We start from the raw sequence: 17,686 nt of genomic DNA on the forward strand, positions 1-17,686 counted from the left end.
ATTGCTTCAAAATTTGAAGTAATTTTTGAATATCGTAGTAATGCTTAGTTGGAGAGAGGGATGAATCAAAGGATTCTCTATCCGTTCGCAGATTTTGGCGGCGCTGTTACCATCCGGCCCGGGGATGACGCCGTTGGTAGTGCCCCTGAACACGAAAATATTGACCAGGAGAGCGAAGCGTCCGTGGTCACTTATTTCGAGCTGGCGCGGATGATGGAACGAGCAAGCAGACGGTTTACCGGCCTGTTGCGCGCCGAACTGACGAAGCTTGGTGTGGATGATATTGGCCCGGCGCAAGCCATGGTCTTGCTCGCGATCGGTGATGCCGAAGTGTCCGTGGCCGAACTCTTGGATCGCGGCCACTATGTCGGTTCCAACGTTTCCTACTATCTGAAGCAGTTGGGCGACGGGGAATATATCGACCGCGCTGCATCGCAGCGCGATCGGCGTTCGGCTCGCATCCGGCTTTCGGAAAAGGGCAGGCAGCTCTGTGAATCGCTCCGGAAAGCGGCCGGCGCCTATGAGCGGGTCCTCAGCCACGGCGAGCAGGACCGGCGCAATCTCGAAACCGCATTTCAAACGCTGCACCGGCTTGAGCTGGTTTGGGGGAATGCGACGCGCTACGGCATTTGAGCCGCGGCGCGAACGCTGTCCTTTCATCGGTAAAAGGCTAGGAACATGCACGTAGCATTTGTACACCGGCGCGGCTTCTGCCAGTTCGCCGCTCTCGCGGCGCATCTGGCGCAGACGGGAAATGAAGTGACACTCGTGACGGAAACCGTGGATCAGCGGATTCCGTCCACGCGGGTCATTCGTCACAGGGCGGAACCGGGGCCGCAGGCCAATGCGCAAATGGCAAGGCATTTGGGTGTTCCGGACCATCACGTCCGGATTGGTCACCGGGTGGCCGAGACCTTCGAGGCTATGGCGAAGCAGGGCCAGGTGCCCGACGTCATCGTCGGGCACACAGGCTGGGGCAGCATGATGTTCGCCAAGGACGTGCTGCCTCAAGTTCCGGCACTCGGCTATTGCGAATTCTTCTATCGCGCTGAAGGGGCCGACATCGGCTTTGCCCCTGACGACCGGCCCGACCTGGACACGCGAAAGCGCCTGCGCTTGCGCAACATGGCGCAGCTCTTGTCGTTGGATGCATTGGATGGCGGTATCAGCCCCACCCATTGGCAAAGAAGTCTCTATCCGGCCGAGCACCGTGGTCGCATTGCGGTTTGCCATGAGGGCGTCGATACGCGCGTCTTCCGTCCGGATGCGTCCGCTTCTCTGAAGCTCCCCGATGGGCGGGTGCTGAAGGCCGGCGATCCGCCGATCGTCACGTTCGTCGCCCGCGATCTTGAGCCCTATCGCGGCTTTCCACAGGCGCTCGCAGCGGCTGCGAAAGTCGCTCGGGAGCACCCCAACGCGCTCTTTGTGTTTGTAGGGGGGGATGGCGTCAGCTACGGCGCGCCTCCGCCGGGCGGCGGCGCCTGGAAGGATCACCTCCTTCAGTCTCTGGACGTACCGGCAGACAGGTTCCTGTTCCCGGGCGTCGTGCCACATGCCGTGTTGCGACAATTGTTCCAGATTTCCGCGGCTCATATCTACCTGACCTACCCCTTCGTGCTTTCCTGGTCGGTGTTGGAGGCCATGGCCTGCGGCGCACTTGTCATTGGATCGGATACCGCCCCCATGCAGGAAGTGGTGAGTTCCGGTCGCAACGGCGTGCTCGTGCCCTTCTACGATACGGATGCGCTGGCGGGGGCTCTTTCGGAGGCGCTCCGTCATCCGGAAAGGCATACGGACATGCGCGCAGCCGCTCGCCGGACGATCGAGCAGCGCTTCCGGCTGGGCGATTGCATCGCGCGACAGATGACATTGCTGGATAAGGCAACAAGCGGCGCCTCTACCCCCAATATTTCACTGGTGTCGTCTGCATAATACTTCAAAAGCCGAAGTATTATTTCAGGAGAAACGCAAATATAACTTATTGTGCACTGCAAATAACCTTGATATGCTTTTCTTAGAAGCTTGAATTCGCCGATTTATTTCGTTTCGGCGAATTCAACCTCAGAGGGAAGTTGTTCTTTTTTTGAAGGTGGCGCGTGCAAGAGTTGATGTCTTCTGGCGTGAGGTATTCGCAGGCGAAGCGAAAGCTGGTGGTGGCATCGGATCACGATAGGGCTGATGTCGCCGCTAGCGGCATCGAGCACCTGGTTCATTTTCTTCCCAAGGGCGATCGGGCCCAAGCCACTCTCGAAAATGTATTCCCGCTGATCGGGCTTGCCTTCTCGAAAGAAGGAGAGGAGGACCTTGCAGAGCAGCTCGTGTCCTTGCGTGCGCTTGGCACCGTTCCGGAGTTCCCGGTCAAGCGGTTGAGTGCGCATACTGCGACAGAAAGTGCAGCGCTCATTCAAGCGCTCGTGGATGGCGGTGTCGGCCGGCTCGCGCGGTTCTCGAGTGCAATCACCTCTGAGCTTGCGTTGCTGCGCCGGGAGCGTGAAACGTTGCTCGAAAACTACCGTGCGCTCGAAGACGCATTTCAGGCGCGCAACTGGGAGCCGGTCACCGAAGTCTTTGCACACGACCCCTATGTCGACCCCAAGGACGAAGGCATCGGCCACCTGATCGCCAACGCTTTCGTCGAACAGCTCCTGCCCGTTTCCAGCCACGGCGTGGCAGGCCTTGCGCTCCACTTCAATTCCGTGCCGCGAGATGGTGGCGAGCTGGTGGTCGTCCTGAGTTATGTCGAAAGCGGCGAAGGCGTGGCCGAATGGGCCGTTCCGTTTTCGCAGCTGGTCCCGACCTGGAACTTCTTTGCATTGCCGCGCACCTGTGGGGGCGGCGCAAGGACCCTGCGGGTGAGGGTATCCACGACGGGCTCGGAAACCATCGGACTATCGCTGGGCTACCCCATTGCCAGCGAGCATTACACGGCACGCTCTGAAACCCGTCATGCCGATCTCGATCTGCGTCCGCTCGCGTTCCGCATCTATACGGGCCTTCCCGGCGTCAAGCCGACACGCATGCCCAACATGATCGCGCCCACGGCACTGCTCGACGGCCACTTCATCGAGGATTACAGGCTGTCGGTGGATCTGCTCAGCCAAATCGTTGACGTCTCCGTCACGCCGGTCGTTCCTGAGTTTCAGACGGTACGCTTCCTGGAGCACGAACACGCCGTCGTCTGCCATCCGCTGCCGAGCGGTGTCTCGGCCGGCGCCGTCGGCCGTGCGGTCGAGCCGGGAACCATATCGTTTTCCGCAAGCGCCATCGTCGATCACCCGAAAGGGGCGCCGGCCGCCGTCAGCTTCCTGCTCGCGCCGGCGAATTCGAACCCACGCTCGGAGGTCGCCGAACTTGCCCGCAAGGGCTCGGTGAAGCCTTCCGCATTCTTCAGCGGCTGGCGCGAGGTCACGAACCAGCAGCCGATCAACATCAACTTCCAATTGGAAGAGCCGGTACGTCAGCCCATGGATCTGATGATCCTCAGCCGGGCCGTGACCGACTCGGTCGATTTTTCCTGGCTCAAGGTGTCGGGCTTCCGGATGGTGAAGCAGTCGGGGGGGGCGTCTCATGTCAAGTAGCAGCGATCCACGCGACCTCATTGCGATAACCATGCCGCTCTATGGGCACGCGGCGCTGGCGCTCGAAGCAATCGAGTCCGCATTGGCCTCGACGCTTTCAGATTGCCGGATCGCCATTGTCGTCTCCGTCGACGGCGATCCGCGGCACGAAACCTTCGATCAGCTGCTGCTGTTTTCTGCGGCCCATCCCGACATTCATGTGGTCTTCGGTCGCAATGCTGGGCCTGGCGGCGCACGAAATCGCGCCATCGACTACGTGCTCGAAAACCTGCCCGAAGCGAAGGCCGTCTATTTTCTCGACGCCGACAACCGCGTTCTGCCGGGTACGATCGAAACCCTTTACCGGCAATTGCGTGAGAGCGGCGCGGGCTGGGTCTATACCAATATCGACACCTTCTCGGTGAGCTGGCGGGCGCACTACGGCAACCACTACTCCAGGCTGGTACACTGCATCACGGACAACATCTGCGACACCGGATCGATGATCTCGATCGATGTCTTCCGGGAGGGCGTTCGTTTCAACGACGACCGGCAGAACGGTTTCGAGGACTGGGAATTCTGGCTTTCCTGCGTCGAACATGGCTTCGTCGGCACGCCTTGCCACGAGACGACGTTCGAATATCGTCTGCGGGCGGAAAGCCGGTTCAAGGAAGCAAACCGCGACCGCGCGACATCCGTAAGCTTCCTCAGGAAGCGTCACCGGGCGCTTTTCCAGCGACCGATGCTCGTCGATTTCGAACACGAGGAATGCCCGCGCTATCTCTTCGCTCGTACCGAAGACGCGGCGATCTCGTTCTTCACAGACCCGACCAAGCAACCAAAGCGGCTGCGCCTCGACGACATCATTCCAGCCTTCTGGGCAAATGCCGGTGAGCCGGACAATGTGCACTTCCCGCCGTTCGTGATGGCAGGAAGCGGGGCGACGATCGATCTCCTCCTGCGCTCCCGCATGCTGCCGAACGTGCTCTGCCACCTTGAGCGGTTGAGCGAGAAAGCCAACGTCGTATTCGTCCACCTCGGCAACGACGCCACGCAGCGCAAGATTGAGCCGACGTTCCTCGATGCAGGGGCCGAGCACGTCGGACAGCCGGACCTCATCTTCATATCGACGGCGCTGTTGCGCGATGTCATTCGCAACAACGCGCTCGACTGGTTCGCCTCGATCGGCAGCCAGCAGGTCTGGCCGACGTCGGCGGTCCTCAATGTGCGGTTCCCGTTCCCAAGAGCCCTGCCGCGCCGGACACTCATCACACCGCAGCAGGTCATGATCAACTGCGTCAACGCGATCGCCACGAGCCCGCTGCGCCGAACCGCCGGCCGCCGCTGGACCTGGCGCCCGCCACGGCTGATGCCCTATTCCGATCTGCATAAAGCCTTGCGCACCGAAATCGGTGGCTCGCCTGTACTGCCTCTCGGGCACAGCGAGGCCGGAAAGAAGACGGCAGCACTACTGGTGCCGAATGCCTCCTTCGGTGGCGCGGAAAAAGTTATCTATGCCGCGTCCCGCGAACTGCGTGCCGCCGGCTATGAGACGCACCTGTTCGTGCTCGGCACCAGCCGGATGGATGTGATCGACGAATTCGATGCGAGCTTCGACTACGTTCATTTCTGGGATCAGGGTATTCCTGCCTGGGGCGGCTCCGGCTCGTTCCTCGGACAGGACTTCATTGCCGAACATCACGAGGTCGACTGGGGCGCGTTGAAGGGCCAGCTTTCGGGCTTCGATCTCGTCATCAACAACCACGTCATGGCGATGCACCCGCTGATCGCGCGCCTGCGCTCCGAAGGCACGCGCACGGCCTGCTATCTGCACGTCGTCGACAACACGCCGTTCAAGCGCCCAGCCGGCCAGCCTTTCGCAGCGATTGCGCACGAGCATTGCTATGACGCTTTCCTGACATGCTCGGAACAGCTCAAGTTCTATCTGCACAGCTTCGGCGTGCCGCTGGAGAAGATCTTTGCGGTTCCGAACGGCGCAAGTTTCTCCGTACCTCCCAAAGTGTTGGCAGAGGTCCTGCAAGTGCGCCGGATCGAGCGCAAGGACGACCGGTTGCGGCTGCTCTACATGGGCCGCCTCGACCAGCAGAAAGGCATCGACCGGCTTGCCGCGACGATTTCGGAGCTGCGTGCGGCACATGTGTCGTTCGACGCGCGGGCGATCGGCGGCGAGATTCTCGCCGACGCCAGTTTCTCCTGGACGGACCGCCTCAAGGAGCTCGGCGTCGATGTGCGCCCGCCCGTCTTTGCCAGTCGGGATCTGATCAAGGCGCTCGGTTGGGCAGACGTGCTGGTCATGCCGTCGCGCTGGGAAGGTGCGCCTTTGATGATCGCGGAAGCGCAGCAGCTTGGCTGCGTCCCGATCGCGACCGCCGTCGGGGCCGTCGACGAACTCATCGTTGACCGTGAGGACGGCATCCTGATCGACGCACCCTCTGACCCGCAGGTTGTGCGCGACATGGTGAAGGCGATCACCGAGGTCGCCCGCGACCGCAACCTGCTTGCCCCCATCATGGAAGGCTGCCTCAGAACGGCGGCGCGCCGTGCCTGGTCCAACTCTTTCGCGGAGTTCCTTGGCTGGTGCGACACCTCCGTGAGCAATTCATCTCTTTCGCGCGCCAAGGTCATTCGTGCGCGTGAGACATCCAATACCGGCGTCGCAGCAGCAGTTTGAGCGCGCCGGGCGACTTTTCAACTAGAAGGGACTTACGCATGCGTCCAAGAATCCTCCTGACGGGCATTCCTGGTCATTACACGCGCCTCGCAAACGGCGCGAATGGCCTGTCGGTTTCCTATTCGGAACGGCAGAAGCAGCCCGAATCGAAGGACGAGTTTCTTCAGGAGCTTCGCAACATCAGTAACACCGGCAACTATCTGATCGGTGAGGGAGCTCTGCGCGCCATCGCGCCGCATGCCAAGCAGATTCCGTTCTGGCATCTTTACAACGCCCACAAGAACGGCAGCGGCTTCGAAGAGTTCAACAACAACTTCGACATCTGCGTTTTCACCTGCGCAAATCTCCTGCGCAAGGGGCTGTCGGCGGATGCCGAAGCTGATGTGCTGAGCAAGCTCAAGATGCCGATCGTCATGCTCGGCATCGGCCATCAGAACCGCAAGGACCTGGAAACCGGCCTGCCGGAGGGAACCAAGCGGCTGCTCGACGTGCTCAAGGATCGCGAACATTATTTCCTGACCCGTGGCTATGAGACGGCCGGCTACCTGAAGGATCAAGGCTTCAAATACGTACGACCGACCGGTTGCCCGTCGGTCTACTTCGCGCCGAACAACATGCGCGCGTCGATGAAGAAGCTGCCAAGCGTCAAGATCGGTCAGGCCAAGACGATCTTCTCGGGCTATCTCGGGGCCAATCACGATTGCATAGTCGATGCGCTGGCTCTGAACCCTGAAGGCGCTAAGCCGCAATATGTCATCCAGGATGAGTTCCTGCACTTCGACATGAAGGTCGAGCCGGATGCCGACGGCCGGGTGTTCGACTCCTGCTCAGGCAAGATGCTCGGCGAGCTCGCCTTTCCGGGTGCAGAGCGCCAGAAGGTGCCGTTCGACGTGCGCACCTTCTTCGATACCAACCAGTGGCGCGCCTGGGCCTCACATATGGACTTCAACTTCGGTCGGCGGTTCCACGGCTCGATCATCGCCATGCAGGCGGGTGTGCCGAGCCTGATGGTGGCGGTCGACGACCGCATGCGCGAAATGCTCGGCTTCACTGGTCTGCCGTCGGTCGAAGTCCAGGAGCTGGAAAAAGCCGAAAACCGCGCGGAATTCGTCGCCAGCCATCTGGCCGGGCTAAACGCGTCCGAACTGGTGGACCGCTACTCCGATCGCGAACGCAATTTCCGAACGGTGCTACGTGAGATCGGCATCGGCCAGTAAATCGCGTGCATGCCTCGAGTACGTTCGACCCGAGGCATGCATGCGACCAGTTTCATAATTTTCGAGCGGGATGGGGAAGACTGCACATACGTCTCCTCGTGCCGCTCTCGCTCTTCGTCAACAATGTCGGCTAGCCCACAAATCAGGTGTATCGATGCGTATCCTGCTCACCGGAATCCCTTCTTATCTCCAGCGTACCGTCGCGCGCGTGTCCGGTGCGACGGTCCATCACAAGCCCTACTTCGACGATATTCGAAGCAAGAAGGAACTGGTTGATCAGGTCAAAAAGATCGCCAACACCGGCAATTACCTGATCGGCGAGGGCGCAGCCTACGCCTTGCGCGGCCATGACGTGACCTATGTGCCGTTCTGGCACCTGGTCAATAGTCGTGGGGCCAACGACGTCTACGAAGCCCTGAACAAGGAATTCGACATGTGCGTGTTCGCCTCGGCGAACCTGCTGCGTCCGGGCTATTCGGCCGATCTCGAAGCCGATGTCTTCGAGAAACTGAAAATGCCGGTGCTGGTAATGGGCATTGGGATCCAGAAGCGTGAAGGGCTCAAGGAGAACCTGCCGGCAGGTACTTTGCGGTTCCTCGAGGTCTTGAAGCAGAAAGAGAGCTTCTTCCTGACCCGGGGCTATTTCACCGCGGAGTTCCTCAGGGCCGAGGGTATGAAGTTCGTCAAGCCGACCGGCTGCCCCTCGCTCTTCTTCGCGCCGAACGAGATGCGACGCTCGCTGACGTCTCTGGCCAACGCGGACCTCGCATCGGCGCAGAAGCTTGCTCTCGGCGGTTATCTCGGCAGCGTCGCCGACACGATCGTCGATGCCCATGCGCTGCTGAAGCCCGATAGCGTCGCAAGCTACGTTATCCAGGACGAGGTGGTCGCCTATAATCTTACGCTTCCCGTTGACGACAACGCCCCGGTCTACGACCGCTCGAGCGGACGCATCACCGGTAAGACCGAGTACAAACACCAGGAAAAGTGGCAGCGAGAGAACGAGCTCATGGTGTTCTTCGACACCAACCAGTGGCGCGCCTGGTCGTCGTCGAGAGACCTCTGCATCGGCCGGCGTTTCCACGGCTGCGTCATCGGCATGCAGGCAGGTACACCGTCGCTGATGATCGCCGTCGACGACCGCATGCGCGAGATGCTCGAATTCATTGGCTTCCCCTATATCGAGGCCAGCGTGTGGAACCGCGAAGGCGACAAGCGCGCCCATCTTGCGAACTTCCTGTCCAAGATCGATGTGCAGGCCGTCACCGAGCGGTATTCGGCCTGCGAGGCGAACTTCCAAAGTGCGCTCAAACAGGTTGGCATTTAATCGCCATATGACGAGAGCAGCGCCAAGGGAGCTGCTCCTTGCCGTCCAGCTTTGCCTGGCGGTGATCGCCTGTGCCCCTCCTGCATTGGCCGAGGACGCGACTTTCGCGCGCTACGGGGTCAATCGGCTCAATCTCGCCTGGCTCGATCAAGCCGAACAGGAGCGCGTGCTCAAGGAGATCGCCGATAGCGGTGCGACGCACGTGCGCCTTTCCCTGTCACGGCCGGTCGACAAGAGCATCGAGGCGGTCGGCATGGCGAGCCGGTTGGGATTGCGCGTCTTGCTCGAAATCCAGCTTTCGAACAAAGACTACTATGCCGATGCCGTTCGTCCCCGCAGTGGTCAGGGGCGCATCTGGGATATCAACCGCCTGTCCGATCTCGATCTCGACCGATACCGCCTGGGCCTTCGCGATGCACTCACGCGGCTGGATGCCCTTGGTGTTCGTCTCGAGGCGGTCGAGCCTGGAAATGAGATCAACCTTGCCGGTTACAATGGCGACCTTGCGGTCTATCGGGAGCCCGGCCAGCAGACGCCGCGAACCCTTGCCGATCTCAAATATCGTGCCGCATTCGAAGAAGGCCTGGATCGCTACATTAAGGCGCTCAGGATAACCCGGGACGAAGTGCGCAAAAGCGCCAAGAGCGGCGGCGCCGTCATCGTCTCCGCCGGCCTCTCCGATATGGGTGCCAAGGAAGCGGACCGGCAAGGCATGGAGCGCCTCGATCCGGCTGAGGTGATAGCGCTTCTGCGGGAACGAGGAATGGACCAGTACGTCGATGCCTATGGCATCCATATCTACCCGGCTCGCAGGGCTTCGAAAGCGATCAAATCCGTCGTCACCAAGCTCCTTGATTTTTGCAAGCCTTCGGAAAGCGGCCGGCCATGCTGGGTGACGGAGTGGGGGATCGCCAACACCGCGCGTAGCTGCCCTGTCGACGACAGCCACCGCGAGGGCGCGATGGCAGCGATGCGAACCGTCTTTTCCCAGATGGCCAACGCCAAACGACTGGATGCGGCCTACTACTATGACTGGGATACGCAGCAGGCGTATCGGCTCTGGCGGTGCGGTAAGCTGAGCCCGGCCGGCGCCATGGCTATCGCCCCGGGTGACAACTGATCCTCTCGGCAAGAATGGYAGTCTGGATCAGTGCCCGGCTACGTCCCTCAGCGGCGCCCCATACGGCCGGTCGCCGGCTCCAGGCCCTTGCCGCGATAGGTGACGGGGATGCCGAGTTCCTCGTGGGTCCGCGCCAGCGTCTCCAGCCAGGTCGCCAGTTCGTCCGGCACCTTCTCCTCTCCGGTCTCCATCGCCTCGATCCATGCCAGGTTGCAATGCAGGGCGCTCGCCAGATTGATCGGCGTCCAGCGAAGAACAAGAAGGCATTGAGTGAAGCGGGCGGGGGTCATCGGTCTAGCTCAAAGGTTGCATGTGGAATGGATGAAGCAGGCTTTACACGCAGAAATAAGTCAAGGTGATGACTTGTCGCGCCTGAAAGGCCTGATCTTTTCGTGAGTTAGAATTGATTGGGCAAAATGCCGCAGAACGGCTGCGGTAGCGCAGGGCGTTGGTGTATTCGATGCGGTCGGGTGCCCCAGTGACAGTGATGAAATGGGGGAATGCAAGATGGAAAACTGGCTCTTGGCCGTAGTCGGACGGGTCTGCCAGCCGTAGCGGGTGCGAATCGCGCGTCTTTCAGATTGAATGGCCACCTATCCCAACAGCCGATTCGGGCTTTCGGGCAACTGCGCTGAGGCCGTCGACCCTTGCATGCATCGCTCTACCAGTCCGCGATCAACATCGCCGCCAAGGCAGCTTTCTACCTGTCGTTGGCGATGCTTCTTCCTGCGGCGGTCGACCTGTTCTACGGGCATCCGGACTGGCGGATCTTTGCCGTGTCGGCCTTCATAACAGGGGGCATCTCGCTCCTGACGGTGGCGGCGACCCAGGGTGGCCCACCGCCTTTCAGCCGCAAGATGGGCTTCCTCGTCGTCAACCTTCTCTGGATCGTCATCTCGCTCGTTGGGGCGGTGCCTTTCTGGCTGTCGTCGCTCAAGCTTGAATTCGCAAAGGCCCTGTTCGAGTCCGTCTCCGGCATCACCACGACCGGTTCGACTGTCATCACCGGTCTCGACTTCGCCCCGCCCGGCATTCTTTTATGGCGTTCGCTGCTGCATTGGCTTGGCGGCATCGGGATCGTGGCGCTCGGGCTCTTCGTCATGCCCTATTTGCGCGTCGGCGGCATGTCCTTCTTCAAGATGGAATCCTCGGATACGACTGAGAAGCCCTTTGCCAGGATCGTCACCTTCACGCGTGCGTTCATTCTCATCTATGTGGTGCTGACCGTCGCCTGCACGATCATCTACTCCTATCTCGGCATGAGCCGCTTCGACGCGCTGAACCATGCGATGTCGACGATCGCGACCGGCGGTTTTTCCACCCACGACGCGTCGCTCGGTTACTTCAAAAGCCTGCCGATCCTCTGGGTCGCCACGTTCTTCATGACCTTGAGCAGCCTGCCGTTTTCGGTGCTCATTCTCTTCATCGTACGCGGTCGCCTCGATACGCTGAAGGACCCGCAGATTATCGTTTTCCTGTCCTATCTGACCGTGCTTGCGCTTGCCGCCAGTCTTTATCAGCGGGTCGCCAACGGCGTTGCTGCAAACGATGCGCTTGCGCATGGGTTTTTCACGGTCTCGTCGATCCTCTCGACGACCGGCTTTGCCAGCGATGACTACATGCTGTGGGGGGAGTTCATTGTCGCGCTCGCCTTTGCCGCCACCTTCATGGGCGGCTGTTCCGGCTCGACAGCCGGCGGCATGAAGGCCTACCGGTTCATCATCATCTTCAATTCCATTCGGGCAGGGCTCTTCAAGCTGATCTACCCGAATGCGGTGCATACAGTGCGGTACGGCAAGGGCCTCGTCGATATAGACGTCCAGCGCACGGTGTTCATGTTTTTTACGGCCTACATGTTCATCTGGGCGTTCGGCAGCCTGGCGATGGGCGCCATGGGCTATGATCTCGTCACAGGAGCCTCCGCCGTTGCGACGGCGCTCTCCAATGTCGGCGCCGGATTAGGGCCGATCATCGGGCCGGCCGGCAACTTCTCGACCCTGTCAGATCCTGCCCTCTATCTTCTGTCGGTCATGATGTTGCTTGGCCGTCTCGAAATCCTGACGGTGCTCGTCATCCTGACGCCGCTCTTCTGGAAGGATTGAGGTCGAGGCTGTTTCCTTTCAAATCGGCGCCAGTGCGCCTCCTGCCGGCGAATGCCCACCGGGGGGCGGACGTGGCTACGGTCGATCATAGGGCTGCGCTCGGCTAATGGCGTCAGGTATGAAGCCACATAGCCGGCGATTTGCCGATCGGAAAACTGTGCCTCATCTGCCAGTGCGTCGTATCTCTCTTGCGACGTCGCTGTTTTCTCCACAGCACTCGGCGGCAATATCCAAACAGCGTTGCCGCTCTAATACAATCGCCTCCGCAACCATCATCGTGGGGTCGCGTTGTCCGCGTGCCAAATGCCGGGCCGAAACGCTCCAGGCTATTGCGGCAATTTCGTCCGGAATCATGATTTTCCTCAGTCGATACTCAACTGAGCGTAGGCGCTGTCGCTTTTGTGAAACGTGTGAGTGCCGCAAGGCAGCTTGCGCCAACACGTTGCGGCCAGCATAGTGTAGAGATGCGGCACTTTCTGCGGACATTGGTGGACTATGTGATGTTCGGGTGGTCAGAGTCCGACGAACTCCCGCCACTTACTGAGGAACAGCAATTTCTTCTCAAAGAGTTTCGGCTTGGCCTCATCACAGAACAGGAATGGCGAGACTTGCTCGATCGCGATCCGACCTTGTCTGCACACTTTAAGGTAAAGGATCCCCGCGTGTCAGCGGGGTGAGATAATCAACCCGGTCTCCCTTTGTGGGTTCAGAAACTGCCTCTAACGACCACTCGCTGGATGAACGGGGTTACGGCCGTTTGGGGGTCGCTAATGCCGCGTGCGCGCGCCAGCTAGCTTCCCTGTGGCGCTCGTCGAGCCACCAAGCAACCGCCAACTGTAACAGGCAACCCGCAACCAGCAATGTCGCTTGGATCAGTAGCGACGGGTTTGGTGTGGCGTTCACCAGTGTCCTGGTTACACAAACGAGGAGTAGACCGACCGAGAAAACAGGAAGACTGTGCTTGCCGGCTGCGCAGAGCAAACGAAAGGCGGGTTGACGGGCCGCAGCCTGTACGGCGCGGATGTTCCATGCGAGATACAGGATCGCCAGTACATTTAGGATGCGCAGCGGGCCGCTGTTCGTTTTAGAAACGAGTTGATGATACAGCTCGCTGAATGGTGGCTCTGCGAGCCGAAGATATACGGCAAGATTAATCGGGATGGCTGTGATCGCAAAGATGGCTGCCGCGACAAACACCAAACGATTGTAGCTGAGCACGGGCCTCGTCTGTTTCAGTCCAACGCCGATAACCATCCCGATGACGAAAAGAAACTGCCAGGAAAACGGATCGAAATACCACTCACGGCTAGCCAGCGCCCAGTTCTGAAGATTGATGCGACCGACCCCCGCGGCCAGCCAGACCAGGCACGACAAGCATAGCAACATAGTTCGCGAGCGCTTGTGAAGCCAGATGGCAAAAGGGGTGAGGCCAAGCAGCACCACATACAAAGGCAGGATATCGAGATTGCCCGGCATGTACATCAGCAGCAGAGCCTCCGCTACATGCTGAAAAGGCGCGCCCCAGAACGAATTCATATCGGCCCAGGGGGTTGGGCCGACAGCTACCAGCAGAGCGGCCGAGATGCTTGCCAGCACCAAAAACAAAAACGCATGGACGAGATAGAGGGTGAAGGCTCGTTTCCACGGTTGCAGGAAGTGGAGCGATCGGTCGGGACGATAGTAGGCGAGGGCGGCGGACATTCCGGCTAAGAGTACAAAGACATCCGAAGCATCTGCGAAACCACGAGAATGCTGCACAAAACCTGAAAACGTGAACTCGGAATGGCCAACAAAGATCAAGAGGAGAGCGAGCCCGCGCAGAAGATCAATCCTGCTTTCTCGTTGCTTCTCCATTCATCTCCCCGTTGGGTGTCGAAAAACGACGCTGATCCCAGGGAAACCCATACGAGAAAATCGTTATTTTCTGATGTCTGGACAAAGGCGCATTTTTAACTAAATCGTTGCGCACAAATCATGCTTGGCAAAGTCGTGATCAACCAGAGCCCCGATTGAAAGAGCGTTTCGTCATCTCGAGCTCCCAATTTAGATGACGAAATATAGCAATGCGCTTGCGACCAAAAGCAGCGTTGCGAGCGTTGCTAGAATGATCGAAATCAGTTCCCTGTCGTATTTCGGCATCGCGGGGTCAGTCACCACATTCTCACGGTTGGCGGCACCTACCATAAAATATAACTACATCCATCATATTTTATGCTAGGTGCCGCGCGATCGGTGGATGACATACTTAATCCGGTCTGCCGCGACCATTCATTTTAAGAAGCCTCGACCCGCTCCGGTGTGAGGCTCCTTATCTCATTCGGGCAAAGTCGGGCGCTCACGCCGCCTCTGTCCTGCGATAGGTCTCGGCGTTCTCGACATAGTACTTCTCGAAGCGATGGCGGTAATGCTCGGCTCCACCGAAGTCGCTGTATTTCGCCAGTTCGTTCATATCGGTTTTATTAAGGATCACGCCAAGGATCTTGCCATTGATCTGCGGTTCGGAATTGAGCAGGTCGCGCACCAGACGCGACGGCGTGCGGCCCCACTCAGCGACATAGATGAAGCCGTCGGCAAGCGGCGAGAACGCCTTGGCATCGACGACAGGAGCAAGTGCCGCAAGATCGACGATGACGTAGTCGAACGATTTGCGGGCGTTGTCGATGAGTTCCGCCATTGCCGGCGAGGCGAGCAGTTCGTGGCTGTCATAGGGCTCGCTCTTTGCGCCAGCTTCCCCGCCAACCGGGAAGATCGCCAGTTTCGTCTTCTGGTCGATCTTGATGCCGGCGGGCCAGGAGGCTTCGCCGATCAGTGCCTCGACAAGGCCAGTCTTCGGTGGCGGGTTGACCATCTGGCTGAGGCCGGGCTTGCGGATATCGGCATCAATCAGCAGCGTCTTCTTGCCGCTTGCGGCGAGCAATGCTGCAAAATTCGCCGCGATGATCGATTTGCCCTCGTCCGGCACCGCCGAAACGATGCCGATCACCCGCGAGCCGCTGCCATGAAGCATCCGGTCGCAAGCAAGCTTGGCGTTGCGGAAAGTCTCGGCAAAAGACGAGCGCGGCGCGTCGAGCACGATGCGACTGACCCGTTCGAACGGCACGGAGGCCGGCGTCGTCGGCAGGGGCACCTTGCCCTTCATCAGTCTTGCGCGAACCCGGTCGGTCGTGGTTGGTTGGCGTGGGCCGATCAGCGGAACATAACCGAAGGACCTGTGTCCAAGGATCGAGCGCACGTCGCTTTCAAGCCGGAAGGTCCGCTCGCGAAACTCCTGGAACGCGGCAAACGCGCCGCCTGCCATCATGCCGAGCACCGCCGAAAGTGCCAGGACCAGGGTCTTCTTCGGGCTTGAGGCCGAAGTCGGAACGCCGGCCGTGGAAATGACACGGGCCTTGGCGATCGGGAAGGACCGCTGTTGTGAAGCCTGCTCGTAGCGGTTGAGGTAAGTCTCGTAGAGCGTCTTCAGTGCCGCCGACTTCTGCTCGAGTTCGCGCAGATGCACGAGCGACAGGTTTGCATCCGAGTTGCGACCCGTGGTGCCTTCGATATTTTCCCGAAGGGACGCCTCGCGCGAGCGGGCGACCTCATATTCGTTACGGTAGCTTGCTGTCAGTTGCTGCAGTTCCTGGAAGATCTGCCGGCCGATGTCGGACTTTTCCCTGCGCAGCGATACTGCCTGAGGATGATCGACGCTGAAGCTCTGCGACACTTCCTGTTCGCGCTTGCTGACGGCGAGATAGCGGGTACGCAGCTCGCGAATGACGGAGTTATCGCCCTCTTTTGCGGAAATCGTTGCGTTCTTGACCGCGTTTTCGGGCCCCTGATCGACGATCGCCTGGAACTGCTTGAACCGCGCAGACGCGCTTGCCGTATCGGCCTGAGCGATGATGAGCTGGCTGTTGAGATCTGCCAGTTGCTGTTCGGACATGAGTTCGCCGCGCGCGAGCGTCAGGCCGTTCTCGCTGCGGTACTTCTCGACCTCAAGGGACGCTGCCTGCGAGCGTTGCCTCAGATCGGCAAGGCGCTCCTGCAGCCAGACCGAGGCGCGTTCCGTCGCATCGAAATTGGCGTTGAGTTGGTCGTTGAGATAGGCGTCGGCATAGCCACGTACGATGGCTGCCGCGAGTTGCGGATCACTGGAGCGATAGGCAAGGGACACGACGGAGCTTCTGGTGACGCGCTCGACGGACAGCCCCTGCTGGATGAGTGCAGCTGCCTTCTGCCGTCTGCCGTTGCGCGCAGCCTCTTCGGAGATATCGGACCCAAAGGAGAAGACGCCGGTCACCGATCTCAGCCAGTCCTTGGCGACGCCGAAAGGAGAACGTGGCGGATTGAGAACCGTGTCGTTGTCGTCGAGCTTCATCTTGTCGACGACCCGCAACGCGAGTTCGCCGGACTTCAGGATCTCGACGGCGCTCGCCATCTGGGTGTCGAGCAGCTGGCTGTTTTGCGGTGTCGCCTGTTCCTCTGCGTATTTCGAGAGGTTCTCGTCGAGCAGGATCTGCGTCATCGACGTATAGAACGGTGTCGCGAACACGAGATAGACCGCGCCAAGTACCAGGAACAGCACGACGAACGCGCCAACCAGCCTGGCGCGGCGCACGATGACCGAGAAGAGCCGGTCAAGGTCGATGAACTTGTCGGGTTCCTCCATTTCCCTCGGCACGACGCTATTGAAGGGGAGACTTCTTTGGTTCATTGGGTCGCTCTGTCCGTTTCCCTTTGGGTGCAAAGGCTGGCGCCTCGAAAAGAGGCGCCAAACAAGCTTTATGCCGCGCGGATGCGGCCTTCATGAGACAGGACCATGTCCTTGACCGAGGCATAGACCATGTCGCCGAGGTCCGAGCGCGCGAGCGCGAAGGCGACATTGGCGGCGATGAAGCCTTCCTTGGACCCGCAGTCGAAGGTGCGCCCCTCATAGGGATGGGCGTGAAACGTTTGATTTTGCGAGAGTTTCAGCATTCCGTCGGTCAACTGGATTTCGTTGCCGGCGCCACGTTGCTGGTGTGCGAGAATGTCGAAGATCTCGGGCTGAAGAATGTAGCGGCCATTCAGATAAAAGTTCGACGGTGCCTCTCCGGCGCGCGGCTTTTCGACCATTTTCGTCACTTCGAAACCATAGGGAACGGTCGCGCCCTTGCCGACGATGCCATATTTCGACGCATCTTCCGGAGCGCATTGTTCGACGCCGACGACGTTGCCGCCGGTCTGGCGATAGAGGTCGACGAGGCCGGCCATGCAGCCGCGCGTACCGTGACACAGCATATCCGGCAGGAGCAGCGCGAACGGCTCATCGCCGATCACGTCGCGAGCACACCAGACGGCGTGACCGAGACCGAGTGGGGCCTGCTGTCGCGTGAAGCTGACCGAGCCGGCACGCGGCAGCATCTCCTCGAGCTCTGAAACCTGGGCATTCTTGCCGGAACGGGTCAGAGAGGAGATGAGCTCCGGCGTATCGTCGAAGTGATCCTCGATTGCCTGCTTGTTGCGGCTGGTGACGAAAACGATGTGCTCGATGCCCGCCTGGCGGGCTTCATCAACCGCATATTGCACGACCGGACGATCGACGATCGTCAGCATCTCCTTGGGTATCGCCTTGGTCGCGGGGAGGAACCGCGTTCCATTGCCGGCGACCGGGATCACAGCTTTCCTGACGGTCCTGATACGGTCCATG

Annotated in this window: 12 protein-coding genes; 8 read left to right on the forward strand and 4 right to left on the reverse strand. The window is 59.9% G+C overall.

Annotated features, from left to right (window positions below; translation table 11 throughout):
- The first annotated feature begins 60 nt into the window (after nt 1–60).
- The 7 genes from AB4Z53_RS25580 to AB4Z53_RS25610 all read left to right on the forward strand — a co-directional run bounded on the left by AB4Z53_RS25580 (nt 61) and on the right by AB4Z53_RS25610 (nt 9,913).
- Nucleotides 61–633: a MarR family transcriptional regulator gene (locus AB4Z53_RS25580; protein WP_441598456.1), complete on the forward strand. Its 573-nt coding sequence runs from the start codon at nt 61–63 to the stop codon at nt 631–633.
- Nucleotides 634–678: 45 nt separating this feature from the next.
- The gene (locus AB4Z53_RS25585; protein ID WP_441598349.1) at nt 679–1,932 is read left to right on the forward strand and encodes a glycosyltransferase family 4 protein; all 1,254 of its coding nucleotides are present in this window, start codon (nt 679–681) and stop codon (nt 1,930–1,932) included.
- Between the two features lie 176 nt (nt 1,933–2,108).
- A complete protein-coding gene (locus AB4Z53_RS25590; protein ID WP_441598351.1) occupies nt 2,109–3,578 on the forward strand; it encodes a DUF6212 domain-containing protein in 1,470 nt (489 codons plus the stop codon).
- Complete coding sequence (locus AB4Z53_RS25595; protein WP_441598353.1) at nt 3,568–6,249, forward strand: glycosyltransferase; 2,682 nt, start codon at nt 3,568–3,570, stop codon at nt 6,247–6,249. Before AB4Z53_RS25590 ends, AB4Z53_RS25595 begins: the two co-directional genes overlap by 11 nt.
- Nucleotides 6,250–6,287: 38 nt before the next feature.
- Complete coding sequence (locus AB4Z53_RS25600; RefSeq protein WP_441598355.1) at nt 6,288–7,466, forward strand: polysaccharide pyruvyl transferase family protein; 1,179 nt, start codon at nt 6,288–6,290, stop codon at nt 7,464–7,466.
- 154 nt (nt 7,467–7,620) lie between these two features.
- Nucleotides 7,621–8,793, forward strand: a complete 1,173-nt coding sequence (locus AB4Z53_RS25605; protein WP_441598357.1) for a polysaccharide pyruvyl transferase family protein — start codon at nt 7,621–7,623, stop codon at nt 8,791–8,793.
- 7 nt (nt 8,794–8,800) lie between these two features.
- Nucleotides 8,801–9,913 (forward strand): glycoside hydrolase, encoded by a 1,113-nt coding sequence (locus AB4Z53_RS25610; RefSeq protein WP_441598359.1) that lies wholly within the window; start codon nt 8,801–8,803, stop codon nt 9,911–9,913.
- A gap of 47 nt (nt 9,914–9,960) precedes the next feature.
- On the opposite strand, the gene AB4Z53_RS25615 is transcribed toward AB4Z53_RS25610, so the two are convergent.
- A complete protein-coding gene (locus tag AB4Z53_RS25615; protein WP_441598361.1) occupies nt 9,961–10,203 on the reverse strand; it encodes a hypothetical protein in 243 nt (80 codons plus the stop codon).
- Between the two features lie 357 nt (nt 10,204–10,560).
- On the opposite strand from AB4Z53_RS25615, the gene AB4Z53_RS25620 reads away from it, so the two are divergent.
- Nucleotides 10,561–12,015, forward strand: a complete 1,455-nt coding sequence (locus AB4Z53_RS25620; RefSeq protein WP_441598363.1) for a TrkH family potassium uptake protein — start codon at nt 10,561–10,563, stop codon at nt 12,013–12,015.
- A 747-nt stretch (nt 12,016–12,762) separates the two neighbouring features.
- On the opposite strand, the gene AB4Z53_RS25625 is transcribed toward AB4Z53_RS25620, so the two are convergent.
- The 3 genes from AB4Z53_RS25625 to AB4Z53_RS25635 form a co-directional block, all read right to left on the reverse strand.
- Nucleotides 12,763–13,869, reverse strand: a complete 1,107-nt coding sequence (locus tag AB4Z53_RS25625) for an OpgC family protein (RefSeq protein WP_441598364.1) — start codon at nt 13,867–13,869, stop codon at nt 12,763–12,765.
- Nucleotides 13,870–14,350: 481 nt separating this feature from the next.
- The gene (locus AB4Z53_RS25630) at nt 14,351–16,711 is read right to left on the reverse strand and encodes a polysaccharide biosynthesis tyrosine autokinase (RefSeq protein WP_441598366.1); all 2,361 of its coding nucleotides are present in this window, start codon (nt 16,709–16,711) and stop codon (nt 14,351–14,353) included.
- Nucleotides 16,712–16,779: 68 nt separating this feature from the next.
- A complete protein-coding gene (locus AB4Z53_RS25635) occupies nt 16,780–17,685 on the reverse strand; it encodes a UTP--glucose-1-phosphate uridylyltransferase (protein WP_441598368.1) in 906 nt (301 codons plus the stop codon).
- Nucleotide 17,686: the final 1 nt, after the last annotated feature.

Source organism: Ensifer sp. 2TAB8 (assembly GCF_052115125.1).
Taxonomy (GTDB): Bacteria; Pseudomonadota; Alphaproteobacteria; order Rhizobiales; family Rhizobiaceae; genus Ensifer.